The organism is Priestia sp. HNGD-A6 (genome assembly GCF_045784335.1).
Taxonomy (GTDB): domain Bacteria; phylum Bacillota; class Bacilli; order Bacillales; family Bacillaceae_H; genus Priestia; species Priestia zanthoxyli.
Genome location: NZ_CP138621.1, coordinates 3,692,541 through 3,710,772, shown reverse-complemented (window position 1 = coordinate 3,710,772; position 18,232 = coordinate 3,692,541). Strand labels below are relative to the sequence as shown.

The following is an 18,232-nucleotide window of genomic DNA, read 5'->3' as shown; positions in this document are numbered from 1 at the left end:
AAGTCTCCTTTACATTTAATCTCTTCTTTATTATGTACAGTTTTTGGACAATAGCAAGCACCTATCTCATTGATATAAACCACAACATTAAATAAATTCAAAAAAAACCAGCCTTTTGGCTGGTTTTCATTATTCTTTTCCTAAGTTTCCGACAAATTCCGAGAGCGTTTTCAATTCTTTATCTGAACCTTTGAAAACACCTTTTGGCATATTGCCTTTACCATTTTTTGCGATATTGGCGATTTCTTCAGGAGATAAATCAATTCCTGCTAAAGCCGGAGCCGCAGGGCCTCCCTGTAAATTATCACCATGACAGGTCAAGCACGTTTGCTTTTGCATAATTTTGTAGCCTTCTGAATTTTTGTCAATCGCTACTTCTTCTCTAATTTTCCCTTGCTCTTCACGTGCTTTCCAATCTACCTGTGTCGCTGACTGCCACGTTAGGAAAAAGACTGCTGCTATAGCCAGAAGCATGAATCCTGTCGCAAACGGCCTCTTAGCCGGTCTTCTTTCCGGTCCGCGATCAATGAAAGGAGCAAGCATTAATGCGCCAAATGCAATCCCAGGAATAATAAATGCACCTATAATATTATATGGACCAGAAGCAAATGAATATTTAAGCAATTGATATAGGAACAAAAAATACCAGTCGGGAAGAGGCAAGTACCCCGTATCAGTCGGATCGGCAATACGTTCAAGCGGAGATGGATGAGCGATGGTTAAACATAAATAACCAATTAAAAAAACTGCTCCTACCATCCATTCTTTTAGTAAAAAGTTTGGCCAGAATGCTTCTGTTTTCCCTGGAAATTCAGAGTAATCTTTTGGAATATTGGGTTTTCGTTCTGCAGGAACACGTGAATCTCCAACAAACTTCATCCCTTTACCACGATGCATGTTCTCCCTCCTTTTTCTCACTGTTCTAGTGAAAGTACTAACAACGGAGTATGTGCTTGATGCATATGATGACTAGTGTGATTGACTAATTGAATAAAGTGTATAAACTTTTATAGTGGTCCTGAAATTCCTTGTTTACGAATCATTAAGAAGTGGGCACCCATTAAGCCAAGCAGGGCTCCGGGTAAAAAGAATACGTGAATGGCGAAAAAGCGAGTTAGCGTTTGAGCACCAACGATGTCTGGATGTCCTGAGAGTAATGTCTTCACTTGCTGGCCTATAATTGGTGTGGATTCAGCAATTTGCAAACCTACTTTCGTTGCAAATAGCGCTTTCATATCCCACGGCAACAAATAACCTGTAAAACCTAAACCTAACATAACAAAGAAAATTAACACACCCACAATCCAGTTTAACTCGCGGGGTTTTTTGTATGCTCCTTGGAAGAAAACACGAAGTGTATGTAAAAACATCATGACGATAACCAAACTTGCTCCCCAGTGATGCATACCTCGAACAATTTGTCCGAAAGCGACTTCATTTTGCAGATAATAAACGGATTCCCATGCATTTTTTATATCTGGTACATAATACATGGTCAAAAACATGCCTGATAAAATTTGAATAACGGTAACAAAAAACGTCAATCCACCAAAACAATACACAAATGCTGAAAAGTGATGTGCAGGATTTACGTGTTCTGGCACTTCATGATCGGCCACATCTCGCCATAAAGGAGTAATATCTAGCCGTTCATCCACCCAGTCATAGATTTTATTCAACATTTTCTATGCCCCTCCTTGTGGTTTGGCTTTTCCTAGATATAACGTACCGCCTTTTACCTTTTGAACGTATACATCTAACGGTCCCATCGGTGGTGTCCCCGGTACATTTTTACCGCTTTTTTCATACATTCCCCCATGACAAGGGCAGTAGAAACGATGTGGATAGTTTTTGTCACCAGCCCAGTTAACCGTACAGCCTAAATGCTTACAAATTGGTGACAGCGCGACGATTTCACCTTTATCAGTTTTGTACACCCAAGCCGATCTTGGTTCTTCTGATTTATGCCACGCATCCACTTGCTTGATTTTAAAATCGACACGTTTCGGCTCTTTTGTAATGTCTTTAACCTGCGCTACAGCTACTAAATCCTGACCCGCTTCTTTTTCCAAAATTGGATCTACTGCAAAGCGCACCATTGGCATTAACATTCCAGCAGCCATAAATCCCCCTACACCAGTGAGCGTATAGTTTAAAAACTGTCGTCTTGATACCCGATCACCCATGCTTTTCCCCCCTTTAAAAAAGTTCAGTCCAGAGAATTTTGGACACATGATGGACCATTCTATTAAACTAGGACATAATCATGATATATTAATATTTCTGGAAGGTCAATACAATAAAAACCTAAAACATGGAAATAATCTTTATTTTTCTAAATTTTTCGTCATTATTTTGTTTGCGCTTCCATTGCTTATTCTACAGTCTTTTTAAACACTCCATTTCTCTACAAAAATCGGCAGGAGCTGTTGGACTTGTTCATGTATGAGCGTATACTTATGCGAGTCGTCTATATGCTCAAGCGGTAAAGCAGGTATCCAAATGCAGTGAGCCCCTATTTCTTTTCCATACTGCAGCCAATCTCGGTCGCTAGTAAGCACAAAAAGATGTTTGACTTCATTGTCATTTATATGCTCATTCCAACGAAGTAATGTTTCATAAACAGCAGCTACTCCATCTTTTTTTAAGTATGTAAAACTAGGTGTTAAAATCACTCTTCCTTTAAATTGTCTTTCTAACTCTTCAGTAAGAGCAGTCGTATATTCACTCATAGATGCAGTAAGCTTTAAATCTTCTCCGAAATCAATGGGAATGAGTGGAACCAATACGGTATCAACATAACTTTTGGATTGTAAATACACATCCATTTCCTTCGCCTGCAGCTTCAACTTTCTTCTCCTCTCAGCAAGCTTGCTAAGGCTTGTCTTATTTATTTTTCAAACTGAATAAGGAGATAAAAAAAGAGATTGACCTTTTTCTAAGAAGCTAGCCAATCTCTCGTTTATCTACTGTACATAATGGTTATTTAAATATTCGCTTAAGCGCTGAAATTCCTCTTTATCATTTTCATCTAATGCTTTATCAATTAGTTCCATGATTTTTGATCGTTGAAATTTCTGAATAGATTCTTCCAATATTTGCTCAGCTAATACTCTGTCTTTTTCATTTGTTTGATTAGCTTTTGGCATATACGGATTGTCTTCCAGTACAGCCACATATTGAGGCGATGAATACAACGATCGGAAGTTTAATTGAATATAAATGTCTTCTTCTCGATTCAAACGAATATCATGAAATGATTTTTCTGCATCGGTTGTCATGATATTTTCTTTATAAAAACGAAATGGAGGGTCTTCCACACAGTGCGTAGACATCACCATCCCGCGAGGACAAAACTGTGCTTGCTCAACGAAGTGAACTCGTTTCATCAATTGATCATGGCTCATCAAATAATTTAAAATCCATACACATTCTCTGCGCTTCAGCTGATAATTCGTTAAAAACCAGCGAACAAATTCTTTTTTCTCGTTGACAGTAACAGGGGTCGTCATATTCTCACTTCCCTCCTCTGTGTTTAAACTCTCAGTTAAAACACCTTTTACAGTTATTTATTCCACACGGCAGCAATAAAATCCTCTGAACTATTATTTATTCTTCTAATTGAAATAATATGTCTTGAATTTCATCTACTGTTGGATCCATGGCTAATAAAGCTTGGAAAATCCCCTTCGCTTTCGAGCGCTGTCCTTCTTCTAATAAGAAATAGCCATACTCTTCTAAAAACGCATACTCTTCTTTAAAAACAGTATATGCAGATTCGTAGTATTTTAGCGCTTCTTCATAATTTTCTAATTCCTGATAAGCTTTTGCTAAATCCCATTCAAAATGAGGGTCATGCTCATTATATTCTTTGGCGTGCTCGATATTCTCTACTACATCTTCATATCTCTCTTGACTCATATAAAGTTTAGAGAGAGTTAAAATAGCTTCAATGTACCCTGGATCTAGTGCAATCGCTTGTTGAAACGCCGATTCAGCCTCTTCTTCTAGACCGCGCTTTAATGCTATTTTACCTTTAAAAAAGTAAAGTTCTTTTTGAAATTCATCCTGCGCAATACCTTCGTTGACAGCCACCGCAGCCTCTTCTAGCATCTCTTCATGTTCATATGACTTTGCTAAATATAAATAAAGAGAATGGTACTCACGGTCTAACTCTTTTAGTTCTGTAAACTTTTCAATAGCGGTCTGATAATGACCTGCTTGATACGCTGAAATCGCATATTCAAATAGTGTGTTAATCTCAAGCTTATCTTTTAACGCTTGATCAAAGTAAGGAAGCGCTTCTTCGAACTGGCCGATACCTGCTAGACTTTCAGCTAATCGCTGACGAAGATCCGTACCGTTAAATTCTTTTTCTGTTTTTAGCAGCGTTTGATAAAAAGGAATTGCCCTTTGATAAATTCCTTGACTGCTGTAAAATTCACCGAGCCCAAAATCGATAACCGGCTCATTTGGAAGCATTTTTTTCGCTTCCATTAACTTTTGCTCACTTACTTCACTAAGGCCTTGCATTTGATATAAGTCAGCTACAAGAAGCAGAGCTGGCACGTAATTATCGTCTTCGCTGCTAATTTGATTTAAAATATGAATGGCTTCTTCTTCTTCTTCTAAATCAATGAGCATTTCAGCTTTTAATAAATACAGCTCGCCTTCTTCTGGGTATTTAGCGATGAGCTCGTCTATTAAAGGCAGCGCATCATTTACTAGTCCCCACTCCTGCAGCTGTTCAGCCATTAAAAACTTTTCTTCGTCTGTAGCTTTATCTTTCAATTCATGAATAAGGGCAAGACCTTTTTCAATTTCATTGGATTCTACGTAACCTATCGCGCGGTCTAGTTCTTTCACACACAATTCTCCTTTATTATTACATTCACTTTTTATATAAAAATAAAACGAATTAATTTTCTATTTTTCCAAACTCGAAGCAAGAACACATGCTTCTATACACAATGATAAAATAGTTTGAGCATTTGTTCAACAAATCAATTTGAATACGCTTACATTTTTTTAGGTAAAAACGAGATTGAGACATGAAACCTTCGTTCGCCATCTCAATAAAAAATCCGAACGAGTTTGATTTTTCATCAACAATATCAATTCCTCGTTCGGATTTCCCTTCAACCAAAATACGTTTGTTCCAGCCTCTTCCTTATTGGCTTAGCTCATCAAGATCTTCAAAAAAAGTAGGGTAGGAGACGTGAATGGCATCACTTCTCTTTAGCGTTACCTCTCCCGTTGCAATGGCTGCTGCGACCGCAAGCATCATTCCAATTCGATGATCTCCGTAGCTGTCTACTTCCCCGCTTTGTAAAACCGTCTTGCCTTCGATAATAAGTCCATCAGGTGTTGGCGTAACAGAGGCACCCAGCTTGCTTAGCTCGGTTGCAACCGTATCGATGCGGTTCGTTTCTTTTACTTTTAGTTCTTCCGCATCTTTAATCACCGTTTTCCCAGTTGCCTGAGTCGCCAAAAGAGCGATTACCGGAATTTCATCAATTAAACGAGGAATTAAATCGCCCCCAATTTCAATCCCTTTCAACTGAGACGTTTCAATCGTCAAATCGCCAATAGGCTCTCCATTTTGAATACGTTCATTGGAAATTGTAAGGCGTGCACCCATTTGCTGAAGCACATCAATAATACCTGTTCTTGTAGGATTGAGTCCGACGTTTTTCAAAACGATTCGGCTGTTTGGAACAATGGCTCCTGCAACAAGAAAGAATGCAGCTGAAGAAATGTCTCCAGGGACGTACACATCCGTTCCGCGCAGGGATTGTCCCCCTTCAATACTTACAGTCGTTCCATCTACCTCTACGTCTACTCCAAATGCGCGAAGCATACGCTCGGTATGGTCGCGTGATGTAAAAGGCTCGGTTACTTTTGTTGTGCCTTCGGCATGAAGTCCCGCTAGTAAAATCGCCGATTTTACTTGTGCACTTGCTACAGGAGAATGGTAATGAATTGCTTTTAATGCTCCTCCTCTAGTAGATAAAGGCGTATATTGGCCATGCTCACGCCCATCAATCTTTGCACCCATAGAGCGCAGCGGCACCGTAACACGGCTCATTGGACGCTTGGCAATCGACTCATCTCCAATTAGAGACGTATGAAATGGCACACCGGCAAGAATCCCCAGCATTAAACGAGTAGTTGTTCCTGAATTTCCTACATCTAAGATGGAAGTAGGTTCACTTAATCCTTCGATACCTTTACCTTCCACTTCGACATACTCGCCTTCTCTTTTAATCGATACGCCCATCTTTTCAAAACAAGAGATAGTACTTAAGCAATCTTCACCTGCTAAAAAATGATTAATCGTAGTTTTCCCTTCTGCCATCGCTCCGAACATCACAGCTCTGTGAGAAATCGACTTATCCCCGGGAATAGAAATTTCTCCTTGAAGAGATGAAAGATTCGTTTTTAATGGTTTTCCACTCATTTCATTCACACCTTTCGTACATTAAGAAATAAACGTCTGATATTGATGCTGATGGAGACACGCTCTTGCCCGCTTTCTATCTTCCTCTGTTTGAAAGCTCAAACGTAATACTCCGTATATATCTTCTCGTGTTTCTAAAATTCGAATGTTTGTAATACTGATTTCATCTTCTGCTAAATAACCGGTTACTTCTGAGATAATACCCGGATAGTCAGGAACATCCACATAGAGATCATAAAAGGATGGAATCGCTCCTTTGGTTCGTACAGGAAGCTGATCTCTAAATTGTTTCGCTTGTGAAAAATATGTATAGATATCATTCGCATCTTTTCGTTCGATCATATTTCGCACGTCGTTCATTTCTTCAAGCCAGTGGTCAAACATTGAAAGAAGCGCATCCTGGTTATGAAGCAAAATATCTCTCCACATCGCTGGACTGCTTGAAGCAATACGTGTAATATCACGAAACCCTCCAGCCGCAAGCTGCGAAACTAGCTGATTGTCTTGTTGGTAATATTCTGCTTGATGAACAAGGCTTGCAGCAATAATATGTGGAAAATGGCTAATGACACCTGCTAATTTATCATGTTCTTTTGGTGACATTACAATAATTTTAGCTTTTGTACCACTTAGCAATTCCTTTAAGCTGTTTAAAGCCTCCGAAGAAGTAGAAGATGAAGGTGTTAATACATACATTGCATTTTCAAATAAATGAGCTTTAGAAGCAGCTACTCCGCTTTTATGAGACCCCGCCATCGGATGACCCCCGATAAACTCAATGCCTTTAGAAATAAGAGCCTCGGCTGTCTTCACTACTTCTTCTTTTGTACTTCCTACGTCTGTTACGATGACAGACTGTTTGAGCGTAAAATGTTCGAACTGTTTTAGCACTTCCGCTGCTTGGGTGACCGGAATGGCAATAACAATATAATCCGCTTGCTCAGCGCCTTGTTGCAAAGAAGAAGCCGCTTGGTCAATTACGCCTAGAGTTTTAGCGAGCTCCAGCTGCTCTTGATTAATGTCAAAACCTATTACATCAAGATGATGATGCGTCTTTTTTATATTAAGCGCAAGAGATCCTCCAATTAATCCCAGGCCTATAACAAAAACATTTTCTTTCACTTTCCTTCACCTCATTGTGCATATGAAGATGAGAGTGTGAAATCACACTCTCATCTTTTACTATATTAGGTATTAAGCTTTCGCCGTTTCTTGGTTAACAAACTGCTGAAGCAATTCAATGATTTGTTCATTTTGTTCTTTTGTTCCCACCGTAATACGAACGGAAGTTGGGAATCCTAGTGCATTCCCTGAACGAACGATAAATCCGCGCTGCAATAAGAATTGAAACACTTCATCGCCTTGACGGCCAAAATCAATTAGAACAAAATTAGTGAAAGAAGGATAATAGTTTAAGCCATTCTTATCACAGAAAGCATAGTACTGCTGCAAACCTGCTTCATTTTTCTTTTTGCACTCTTCAATGAACGCTTGGTCTTCAAGAGCAACGATTGCTGCTTTTTGAGCCATGCGGCTTGTATTAAAAGGTTCGCGAGCCGGCTCAATTTTTTGTAGCAATGATTCGTTTGCAATACCGTAACCAATACGCAAAGAAGCTAAGCCGTATGCTTTTGAAAATGTGCGAAGTACAATTAAGTTTTCGTATTCATTCAAAAGCTCTACCGTATTCGGATAGTCGGCTTGATCTGCTGCATACTCAAAATACGCTTCATCCATAACGATTAACGTATGCTTAGGAACTTGCTTCATAAAGGAAATTAACTCATCGCCCTTCACATACGTTCCCGTTGGGTTATTAGGACTGCATACCCATACAATTGTCGTATTTTCATCAATTGCACGAAGCATAGCATTTAAATCATGATCTCCCCCGCGCAGCGGTACTTCACGAATTTCTGCACCTTCAATTACGGCATTGTGCTTATATTGAGGAAATGATGGCGTTGGCATGACAGTGTTTGTATCAGCCGATAGTAAAGCTCGGCAAATAATTTGAATGACTTCATCAGACCCATTTCCAAAAATCAGCTGATCTTGATCTACACCTACGTGTTTTGCTACTGCTGCACGCAGTTCAGCTGCATAACCGTCTGGATAAAGCGCCATATTTTCAATTTCTGCAGCAATCGCCTCTTTTACTAAAGCAGAGCTGCCGTAAGGATTTTCATTGGATGCTAATTTTACAACGCGATCTAAATTAAATTCACGCTTCACTTCTTCAATTGGCTTACCTGGTTTATATGGAGATAAAGTTAGTAATTGTTCTTTTACTTTCACCGTGTTACACCTCGCATTTTTGTATAGGCGAAACGATGGATGCAACATACTCCTCAATTTGATTTAATCCGTCTCGGCGTGTATCCTTATTTAAAAGAACTTGTTCAAGCTGGCCAATTTTATTAACAATTGCACTTCCGATTACAATGCCGTCGCTGTGTTCTTTTAATACCTCTACTTGTTCGCTTGTTGAAATCCCAAAACCGACGGCAACCGGTATAGAAGCTGCTGCTTTCACATCTTCTAAAAAGGTGCCAATATCAGCCGGCAGCGTAGAGCGAACCCCAGTAACGCCTAAAGACGACACGCAGTATAAGAAGCCCGTTGCATCTGCAGCAATTTTTTGAATACGCTCTTTAGATGTAGGAGCAACCATTGAAATGTACGCAACTTCATTTTCAGCGGCAAGCTCCCGGATACGGCCACTCTCTTCGTACGGTAAATCCGGAATTAGCACTCCATCTATTTCATTTTCTCGCATTAACGCGAAAAAGGATTCTAAACCTAATTGTAACACAGGATTAAAATAGGTAAAGAGAATTACCGGTATTTTCACACCTTTTTTTCTCATCACCGATACAAGCTTAATAGCTTTTGAAATAGACATGCCGCCAGATAAAGCTCTTTTGGACGCCTCTTGAATAATTGGACCATCTGCTAAAGGATCGGAATACGGTACGCCCAGCTCTAAAATAGAAGCACCTTGCTTTTGCAAAGACAAAGCAATCTCCACCGTTGCATCTTCATGAGGATCTCCTGCTGTAATAAATGGAATAAATAATGTTTCATGTTTAGGTAGTCTCGCTTCAAACGTATTCATGTTCTTCTTCCTTCCCTTCTAGCAAGTTTACTAATGTATGAACGTCCTTATCTCCTCGACCTGATAAGCAAATTAAAATGGTTTCTTCTTTCGTCATGCTTTTAGCCAGTTCAAATGCTTTTGCCAGCGCATGGGCGGATTCGATAGCCGGGATGATTCCCTCCGTTTTCGCCAGCAGCTGAAGAGCTTCGATTGATTCATCATCCGTTACACTTTCATATTCTACTCGTCCAATAGATGAAAGGTGAGAATGCTCTGGACCGATACCCGGATAATCCAAACCTGCTGAAATAGAATAAGGCTCTGTAATTTGACCATTTTCATCTTGAAGTAAATACGTGAGCGTTCCATGAATAACACCTTTTGTGCCTTTAGCCATTTTAGCAGCATGAAGAGCTGTATTTAGTCCTTTCCCCCCTGCTTCTACTCCAATCAAGCGTACATTTTCTTCTTTAATAAAATCATAAAACATACCGATTGCATTACTGCCGCCTCCGACGCATGCCACGACAGCATTCGGAAGTTTTCCTTCTACCGCTGTAAACTGTTCTTTTGCTTCTTCTCCAATAATTTTTTGGAAATCTCGAACCATTTTAGGATAAGGATGCGGTCCAATTGCCGAACCAATTAAGTAAAAATGATCTTCACAGTGTTGAACCCAGTAGCGGATTGCTTCATTTGTTGCATCTTTTAGCGTTTTTGTTCCAGAAGTTGCAGGAATGACTTCCGCGCCTAGAAGCTTCATGCGAAAGACGTTCAACGCCTGACGTTCAATATCTTCTTCTCCCATGAATACTTTACATTCCATTCCGAACTTTGCAGCTACTGTAGCTGTGGCTACCCCGTGCTGACCCGCTCCTGTTTCAGCAATAATTTTTGTTTTGCCCATCCGTTTAGCAAGTAAAATCTGTCCAATGGCATTGTTGATTTTGTGAGCACCCGTATGATTTAAGTCTTCACGTTTTAAATAAATTTTTGCCCCGCCGAGTGTTTCGGTAATATTATCAGCATATGTTAAAGCCGTTGGTCGCCCTGAGTAATTGACGAGTAAGGATAGATACTCATCTTTAAATGCCGGATCTTTCATTGCTTCATTCAAAGCTGCTTCTACTTCTTCAAGTGGTTTCATTAATGTTTCAGGTACGTATTTTCCGCCAAATTCACCAAAGCGGCCAAATTCATCAGGGTGATTGTATGTCATAGTATGATCTTCCTTTCAATCTCTATAATTTTTGTATAGTCCTTCGTTCCATTTGTTTCAATACCGCCAGAAATATCAATCGCCCCAGGCTTGTAGGGTAACAAGTTCTCAATGTTAAAAGCATTGATTCCTCCAGCAATAAAGCATTTTTTACCTAATTTTTGTGCAGCTGATTCATACTGAGGAACGAAGCTCCAATCAAAAGCGACGCCCGTTCCTCCGAATTGTTCTTTAACCTTGCTATCAATTACATAACCGTCAGCTTCTTCATATACATGCATTTGCTGTAGCGTCTCGTTATTGTGCGGGAGTGCTTTCCATACTTCATATCCACGCTGCTTTAACTCACGTACTTCAGCAGCAGTCTCTTGCCCGTGGCACTGAATCACATCTAAATTTGTCACGGAGGCAATTTCAAGTATTTGATCCACCGGTGTATTAGCAAATACCCCTACTAGCGAGACTTGTTTTTTTATTTCATCCGTTACAAACTCATTTACTCGTTCAGGCTTTACATATCGTTTACTTTTAGGGTAGAAAATAAAGCCAATGTGAGTAGCAGCCGACTTTTCGATTAAAGCTATATCTTGTTTTGATCGAATACCGCAGTACTTAATAAGCATATTCACTTTCCCCAAACAGCTTTTTAATCGCTTTGGTTTGATTATCCTGTCTCATAAGCGATTCTCCTACTAAAATAGCTTTTGCTCCGGCTTCTTTTACGTAGGAAACATCATCGTATAAGTAAATGCCGCTTTCACTTACTAAAAGCTGATCTTTCGGCACGTGCTTAGCGATTTCTTTTGTCTGCTGCACGCTAGTTTCAAACGTATGAAGATTTCGATTATTAATCCCGATAATCTTCGGTGTAAATACAGCTAACAGCTGTTCAAGCGTTTCTAAAGAATGCACTTCTACTAAACAATCTAACTCTTTTTCAGCAGCTTGAAGATAAAGCTCTTGCAATTTTAATGGTTCAAGTGCTTCTCCGATGAGTAAAATAGCATCGGCACCGATTCTTGCACTTTCTTCCACTTGAATGGAATCAATGATGAAATCCTTACGAAGCACAGGAATAGAGACATGCTGTTTAATATCACTTAAAAACGTTCGGTGTCCTTGAAAATAGTGCTGATCCGTTAACACAGACAAAGCATCTGCTTTTCCTTCCTCGTAGGCTTTAGCAATTTCCACAGGCTGAAAATTCTCCTTTATTAATCCTTTGGAAGGAGAGGCTTTTTTTACTTCTGCAATAAGAGCCAGCTCTCGATTTGGATTTGATAAAGCTTCTAAAAATGATCGTTTTGTAACATTTTGCTGTTCGGGTAACTGTAGGTTTTGAATTTCTTCTTTTTTTGTTTCAATAATTTTATTGAGCATGTTCAACCACCTTTTTCGATTTCAATCGTTGTAATTGCGTGTATGCAGCACCTGATTCAATTGTTTCTAAAGCTACAGCTACTCCTTCTTCAAAAGTAGAAACGTTTCCGCTAACGTAAATAGCTGCAGCAGAGTTCAACACGACTGCATTTTTAGCAGTTACATTACTTTTATTTAAAAATAGCGATTCAATGAGCTCTGCACTCGATTTCGCGTCTTCTACCACCAAGTCTTCAAGCTTCCCTCTCTGTAAGTGTACATCCTCTGGTGCAAGCGTATATTCTGTAATAACATTGTCTTGCACTTCTACAATATCCGTTACATCCGTGGCACTAATTTCATCCAAACCGTCCCTGCCCGCAACGAGAAGAACGTGGTTAGCTCCAAGTACAACAAGCGCTTCTGCTAATTTCCGTGCAAGCTCAATAGAGTAAACGCCAATTACTTGCTTTGTGCAATTAGTAGGGTTTGCTAACGGACCTAATGCATTAAAAACGGTTCTAAACCCTAATTCCTTTCGAGTAGCAGCAACGTGCTTCATAGCAGGGTGATAAAGCGGCGCAAATAAAAAGGACATGTTGAGGTCAGACACCGCATTTTTCACTTCTTTTTCATTTCCTTGAATCCATATATCCAGATGTTCTAACACGTCTGCACTTCCGCTTTTAGAAGACACCGCGCGATTCCCATGTTTCGCAACCTTTACTCCAGCAGCAGATGCCACAATCGCACTAGCCGTCGAAATATTAAACGTAGAGGCGCCGTCTCCTCCCGTACCGCACGTATCTACTACGTTTAATTCTTCTAGAGAAATAGCATTCATGTTGTTTTTCATACCCCGGACAAAACCAACAATTTCATCGACGGTTTCTCCTCGGTACGTTAAAATGGTTAGCACGCTAGCAATTTGAGCTGCCGGGACTTTACCGTTCATAATATCATTCATAATTTTTTCTGCTTCTTCCGCTGAAAGTGACTCGCCGCGCAAACACTTTTTCAACAATTCTTTAAACATATACATCCTCCTTTTTATCGTAGATGTCTTGAGCTAATTGAATTGTTTTAATTAAAGCGCTAGCTTTATTGCGGGTTTCTTTCCACTCAAGCTCCGGTTTTGAGTCAGCAACCACTCCTGCTCCAGCCTGTATATAAGCGGTTTGGTCTTTCAAAAGAATGGTACGAATTGCAATGCACGAATCAATGTTTCCATCAAATCCGAGATATGCTACGGTTCCTGCATATACATTTCGCGCAACTGGTTCAATTTCATTTAAGATTTGCATCGCCCGCACTTTTGGAGCGCCAGATACGGTACCCGCTGGAAATGCAGAAAGCAACGCATCAATAGGATGTACTTTTTCATCAAGGCGTCCTGTCACTTTAGAAATCAAGTGCATGACGTGCGAAAAATTAACCTGCTGCATTAATACCGGCGTTTGGACACTTCCATACTGTGCAACTCGGCCGATGTCATTTCTTGCTAAGTCCACGAGCATATAGTGTTCTGCCCGCTCTTTTTCATCGTTAATTAAGTCTTCATACAGGCGCGCATCTTCTTCTGCATCTCTGCCGCGTCTTCTCGTTCCTGCAATTGGATGAATTTCTAAATGGCCGTTTTCAATTTGAATCAACCGCTCAGGGGAACTTCCGATCAATTCCACTCCCTTTACTTTCACGTAAAATAAATAAGGAGATGGATTAACTAATCGCAATACTCTGTAAATATCAAATCCAGCTACGGTCGTATCAATTTGAAATCTCTGCGACAATACGGCTTGAAAAACATCTCCGCTTTTAATGTATTCCTTAATTTTTTCCACATCTTGCACAAATTTATCTTTTTGGTATGACGATGTCACGCCTTCAAAGCTAACTTCGCGCTGCTCGCTTTCAAACATCATTGGCTTTTCTTTCACCGTCTGCGCTATTCTTTCAACATATCGATTGATCTCTGCTAGAGCTTCATCATGTTTTTCTTTTTTCTGCTGTTCTTTATCTTGCTCATCAAGCTGAATGTAGTGAATCACCATAAGCTCTTTTGTTTGGTGATTATAAGCGAGCATCGTTTGACAATAGATAAAGTGAAAAGTAGGCATGTTCAAATCGTTTTGGGCATGTACGTTTACTTTTTCAATTTGCGATACTGCGTCGTAGCTGATAAATCCTACTGCTCCTCCTTTAAAAGGAAGTGCAAGGTCTGGTACTTTCACTTTCAGCTCTTGCTGAATTTTACAAAATACCTCTTTAAAGCTGTCTCCTTGGAGCACAGGTTGAAGCTGCTTGTTTTTTGCTAGATAGGTTCCGTTCTCTTCTTCTACATACAAAAACGGATTCAAGCCAATAAAAGAATAATTGGACCATGGTGATGATTCATCATTGCTTTCAAGCAAATATACAGCTTCATCTTTTACTTGCTGAAAAAGATCAACAGGTGTCATGCTATCGATAAATATTTTTTTTATGATTGGAATGGTTAAATACTTTGTAGAGTCTTCTAAAAAAGAAGTATACGTGTTCGTCATATCTTTCAATCCTCCATTTCATGGAGAATGAGAATAGATGAGGTTATATAAAAGAGGATATAATAAATAAACCCAAAGACACATCAAAAATGGGCCTTTGGGTATACGAATGGTAAAATTCACTCAACTAAACTCTGCTCAACTGTCTCATTCTCGTCTACCCTAATCTCAACTAAACTGTCTATTTTTTTCTCATAACTAAAATCTCTAAACTAACTTGTTACCAATTGTAGTACGTTTCAAATTCATTTGTCAACTACTATCTACTTGGCTTTTGAAGAAACTACGCTTGAAGCTCTTCATTCAGCAGCTTAAGAATCACTTCATCTTCTACTTGTTGAACAAAAGGTTTTCCTATGCCTTCAAGCAGTACCATATGAACATTGCTTGACTTGGACTTCTTGTCTGCTTTCATTCTCACGAGCAGCTTTTCAGCTGAAAGGTGGTTTGGAACAGACGTCTCATAGCCAAATTTTTCAAACCATTTCGCAATTTCAGCTACAGGGAACTCGCTTTTCCCAAGCCTATTGCTGACTTTCATAGCAAACAGCATCCCAATGGCTACGCCTTCTCCGTGACTGATTTGTCCATAGCCGCACTCTGCTTCGATCGCATGACCTAACGTATGTCCAAAGTTCAGGTGAGCGCGAACGCCAGCTTCTGTCTCATCTTCTTTTACAACAGATGCTTTGACTAAAATACCGCTTTGAATAGCATAAATTAATTTTTCATCTTGTAAATCAGTCAGCGATTGTATATTTTGCTGAAGCCATTCATAAAATGCTTCATCGTGAATAAAAGCATGTTTAATCACTTCTGCAAAACCAGAACGCCACTCTCTTTCAGGAAGCGTTTTAAGAAGATCAATGTCATAAACAACCGCTTCAGGCTGATAAAAAGCGCCAATCATATTTTTTCCAAGCTCATGATTAATGGCTACTTTACCGCCTACAGCACTATCGTGAGCAAGAAGCGTCGTTGGCACTTGAATAAACGAAACCCCTCTCATGTATGTAGCGGCTACAAATCCAGCTAAATCGCCAACTACTCCTCCGCCGAAAGCAATAACGAGCGCATTGCGGTCAAGCTGCTGCTCGAGTGCAAAAGTCTGACAATCGTAGTAATGTTGAAATGACTTTGCGTGTTCACCGCTTGGTACTACGTATTTAGCCACTTTAAACTGCGTCTCAATCGCTTTTACAACCGCTTCTCCATAATATGAATCTACAGCTGAATCAGTGATGATTAACACCGACGACAGATTAGGTTTTACACTCTCAATAATAGAAGGCAGCTTTTCAATTAATCCATTTCCTAAATAAAGAGGATATGTTTTGGATAAAGTTTGAATATCAATTTGCAACATTAAAACTCCCTCGCATGTACACGCATTTTCTCAATATTTTCAGCAATTAAATCAATTCGGTCTTGTCCAAACTGTTCGATTAGCGCATCAGCCAATTCCCAAGCTACAACGGCTTCTGCTACAACGCTTGCTGCCGGCACAGCACAGCTGTCTGAACGTTCGATGCTTGCCTCGAAGGCTTCTTTTGTTTCAATATCAACACTTTTTAACGGCTTGTAAAGCGTTGGAATAGGTTTCATTACACCGCGTACTACAATTGGCATACCTGTTGTCATGCCACCTTCAAAGCCGCCTAAGTTGTTTGTTTTACGGGTATATCCATTCTCTTCATCCCATAGAATTTCGTCATGAACTTCGCTTCCTGGTCTGCGAGCCGCTTCAAATCCAATCCCAAACTCAACGCCTTTAAATGCATTAATGCTCATAACAGCTGCAGCAATCTTCGCATCTAATTTACGATCGTAATGGACATAGCTGCCCACTCCTGCTGGCACGCCTTCAATAATAACTTCTACTACGCCTCCGATCGAATCGCCGTTTTTCTTAGCATCATCGATTGCTTGCATCATGTCTTTCTCAACAGCTGAGTCAAAACATCTTACTGGAGAAGCTTCAGTGACTTCTTGAAGTTCCTCTAAGCTTTTGTATTGAGGAGGATTTGCCTGTACGCCGCCAATTTCTAATACATGTCCAGCTACAGAAATCCCGAACTGAGCAAGGATTTGACGAGCCACAGCACCTGCTGCTACCCTTACAGTTGTTTCACGAGCTGAAGAACGTTCTAATACATTTCTCATATCGCGATGACCATATTTAATAGCGCCGTTTAAATCGGCATGCCCTGGTCTTGGTCTTGAGATTTTACGCTTTACTTCTTCTGATTCTTCTTCAGAAATTGGCTCGATGCCCATAATTTTTGTCCAGTGTTTCCAGTCGTTATTTTCTACCGCTAACGTAATAGGAGATCCTAGCGTATAGCCGTGGCGAACACCGCTTAAAATTTCCGCTTGATCTTTTTCAATTTGCATACGTCTTCCGCGACCATGACCTTTTTGTCTTCGCGCTAAATCTGTATTGATGTCTTCGGCTGTTAAAGGAAGCCCTGCGGGAACACCCTCTAAAATAGTAGTCAACTGTGGACCATGTGATTCTCCTGCTGTTAAATATCGCATAATCGTACCTCCGCTTAATATGTATTATTCGTCAGAATTTTTCCATTTTTAAATATGACTATACCATACTATAACATAAGAATATATAAAAAGTTTCACCTCAGCTTGTAAGAAATCGCTTCAGGTTATCTCAATTAAATGGTCTTTACTTTTCTGTAAAAAAACGTATCAGCCGTTTCAAACCCATACTTTTGCGGAGTGAAAATCTGCTCTGTGCTCCCTACAAATAAGATGCCTCCAGGTGCTAAAGCTCTGCTAAACTTTTCATATAAAGCATGCTTTGCTTCATCGGTAAAATAAATAAGCACGTTTCGACAAACAATCAAGTCAACGTTTTTAGGAAAAGAGTCTGACAGTAAGTTATGTTTTTGAAAAATAACTGTTTTTTTGATTTTTTCATCTAATAAGTACCCGGTTCCTCTTTGTTGAAAGTACTTATTTTTCATCGAAACAGGCATTTCCTGAAGTGAACGTTCATCATAAAAGCCTATTTTTGCTTTTTCTATCACTTTTTCATCCAGATCGGTCGCCAATATAGAAATACGCGAAAGCGGAAAAAATGTTGATAAAACCATCGCTAGTGTATACGGCTCTTCCCCTGTTGAACAGGCAGCGCTCCACACTTTCAGATCTGTTTTTCCTTTTACAAGAGTCGGTAAAATTTTTTGCTCCAATATATCCCACCGCTGATAGTTGCGATAAAACTCTGACACGTTAATCGTCATCCGATCTAAAAACTCCTCAAGCAGTTCGTTGTTACTGTTCATTGCTCGATAATATTCAAAAAAACTAGAAAAACCTTTTTTTTCATACAGCGAGGTGAGGCGGCGGTGCATTTGAGACTGCTTATATAGTGATAAATCAATGCCTGTTTTTGTTTTTATTTTCTCCACAAACGCGTCGTATTCATCTATCATTTTTGACTCTCCTTTCTCATTCCTATACGTTTATGTTAGACGTATAAAGAAATAAAACCTTTATATACGCTTATCTTCTTATTAATATATCGGAAT

Annotated in this window: 18 protein-coding genes; all 18 read right to left on the bottom strand. The window is 39.7% G+C overall.

The genetic code is table 11. From position 1 onward, the window contains the following. Window positions 1-129: 129 nt before the first annotated feature. On the bottom strand, window positions 130-897 hold the full coding sequence (locus tag SCI76_RS18990; protein ID WP_221832049.1) for a menaquinol-cytochrome c reductase cytochrome b/c subunit: 768 nt from the start codon (window positions 895-897) through the stop codon (window positions 130-132). Window positions 898-1,007: 110 nt separating this feature from the next. Next, entirely contained in the window at window positions 1,008-1,682 is a 675-nt protein-coding gene (qcrB, locus tag SCI76_RS18985) for a menaquinol-cytochrome c reductase cytochrome b subunit (protein WP_013058992.1), read from the bottom strand. 3 nt (window positions 1,683-1,685) lie between these two features. Beyond that, the gene (locus SCI76_RS18980; protein ID WP_013058993.1) at window positions 1,686-2,186 is read right to left on the bottom strand and encodes a ubiquinol-cytochrome c reductase iron-sulfur subunit; all 501 of its coding nucleotides are present in this window, start codon (window positions 2,184-2,186) and stop codon (window positions 1,686-1,688) included. A gap of 204 nt (window positions 2,187-2,390) precedes the next feature. Further along, window positions 2,391-2,849, bottom strand: a complete 459-nt coding sequence (locus tag SCI76_RS18975; RefSeq protein WP_260505733.1) for a YpiF family protein — start codon at window positions 2,847-2,849, stop codon at window positions 2,391-2,393. 117 nt (window positions 2,850-2,966) lie between these two features. After that, window positions 2,967-3,512 carry a ReoY family proteolytic degradation factor gene (locus SCI76_RS18970; RefSeq protein WP_013058996.1) on the bottom strand — a complete coding sequence of 182 codons (546 nt, stop codon included), beginning with the start codon at window positions 3,510-3,512 and terminating at the stop codon, window positions 2,967-2,969. A 97-nt stretch (window positions 3,513-3,609) separates the two neighbouring features. Next, the gene (locus SCI76_RS18965) at window positions 3,610-4,866 is read right to left on the bottom strand and encodes a lipopolysaccharide assembly protein LapB (protein WP_221832047.1); all 1,257 of its coding nucleotides are present in this window, start codon (window positions 4,864-4,866) and stop codon (window positions 3,610-3,612) included. Between the two features lie 304 nt (window positions 4,867-5,170). Further along, on the bottom strand, window positions 5,171-6,460 hold the full coding sequence (gene aroA, locus SCI76_RS18960) for a 3-phosphoshikimate 1-carboxyvinyltransferase (protein ID WP_033579753.1): 1,290 nt from the start codon (window positions 6,458-6,460) through the stop codon (window positions 5,171-5,173). Window positions 6,461-6,481: 21 nt separating this feature from the next. Beyond that, on the bottom strand, window positions 6,482-7,582 hold the full coding sequence (locus SCI76_RS18955; protein WP_028411498.1) for a prephenate dehydrogenase: 1,101 nt from the start codon (window positions 7,580-7,582) through the stop codon (window positions 6,482-6,484). Window positions 7,583-7,654: 72 nt separating this feature from the next. Then, complete coding sequence (gene hisC, locus SCI76_RS18950; RefSeq protein ID WP_063248558.1) at window positions 7,655-8,758, bottom strand: histidinol-phosphate transaminase; 1,104 nt, start codon at window positions 8,756-8,758, stop codon at window positions 7,655-7,657. 4 nt (window positions 8,759-8,762) lie between these two features. Continuing rightward, on the bottom strand, window positions 8,763-9,578 hold the full coding sequence (gene trpA, locus SCI76_RS18945; RefSeq protein ID WP_013084883.1) for a tryptophan synthase subunit alpha: 816 nt from the start codon (window positions 9,576-9,578) through the stop codon (window positions 8,763-8,765). Next, window positions 9,565-10,779 (bottom strand): tryptophan synthase subunit beta, encoded by a 1,215-nt coding sequence (gene trpB / locus SCI76_RS18940; protein ID WP_045292887.1) that lies wholly within the window; start codon window positions 10,777-10,779, stop codon window positions 9,565-9,567. Before trpB ends, trpA begins: the two co-directional genes overlap by 14 nt. Continuing rightward, window positions 10,776-11,402, bottom strand: coding sequence for a phosphoribosylanthranilate isomerase (locus SCI76_RS18935; protein ID WP_221832045.1), 627 nt, complete (start codon window positions 11,400-11,402; stop codon window positions 10,776-10,778). Before SCI76_RS18935 ends, trpB begins: the two co-directional genes overlap by 4 nt. Next, the gene (gene trpC / locus SCI76_RS18930) at window positions 11,392-12,159 is read right to left on the bottom strand and encodes an indole-3-glycerol phosphate synthase TrpC (protein ID WP_028411501.1); all 768 of its coding nucleotides are present in this window, start codon (window positions 12,157-12,159) and stop codon (window positions 11,392-11,394) included. The genes SCI76_RS18935 and trpC overlap by 11 nt, the downstream gene beginning before the upstream one ends. Further along, entirely contained in the window at window positions 12,149-13,174 is a 1,026-nt protein-coding gene (gene trpD / locus SCI76_RS18925) for an anthranilate phosphoribosyltransferase (protein WP_028411502.1), read from the bottom strand. Before trpD ends, trpC begins: the two co-directional genes overlap by 11 nt. Then, on the bottom strand, window positions 13,167-14,681 hold the full coding sequence (gene trpE / locus SCI76_RS18920) for an anthranilate synthase component I (protein WP_028411503.1): 1,515 nt from the start codon (window positions 14,679-14,681) through the stop codon (window positions 13,167-13,169). Before trpE ends, trpD begins: the two co-directional genes overlap by 8 nt. A 283-nt stretch (window positions 14,682-14,964) precedes the next feature. Next, window positions 14,965-16,047 (bottom strand): 3-dehydroquinate synthase, encoded by a 1,083-nt coding sequence (aroB, locus tag SCI76_RS18915; protein WP_063248555.1) that lies wholly within the window; start codon window positions 16,045-16,047, stop codon window positions 14,965-14,967. Then, complete coding sequence (gene aroC / locus SCI76_RS18910; protein WP_028411505.1) at window positions 16,047-17,219, bottom strand: chorismate synthase; 1,173 nt, start codon at window positions 17,217-17,219, stop codon at window positions 16,047-16,049. Before aroC ends, aroB begins: the two co-directional genes overlap by 1 nt. A 134-nt stretch (window positions 17,220-17,353) precedes the next feature. Further along, the gene (locus SCI76_RS18905) at window positions 17,354-18,136 is read right to left on the bottom strand and encodes a protein-glutamate O-methyltransferase CheR (protein ID WP_028411506.1); all 783 of its coding nucleotides are present in this window, start codon (window positions 18,134-18,136) and stop codon (window positions 17,354-17,356) included. Window positions 18,137-18,232: the final 96 nt, after the last annotated feature.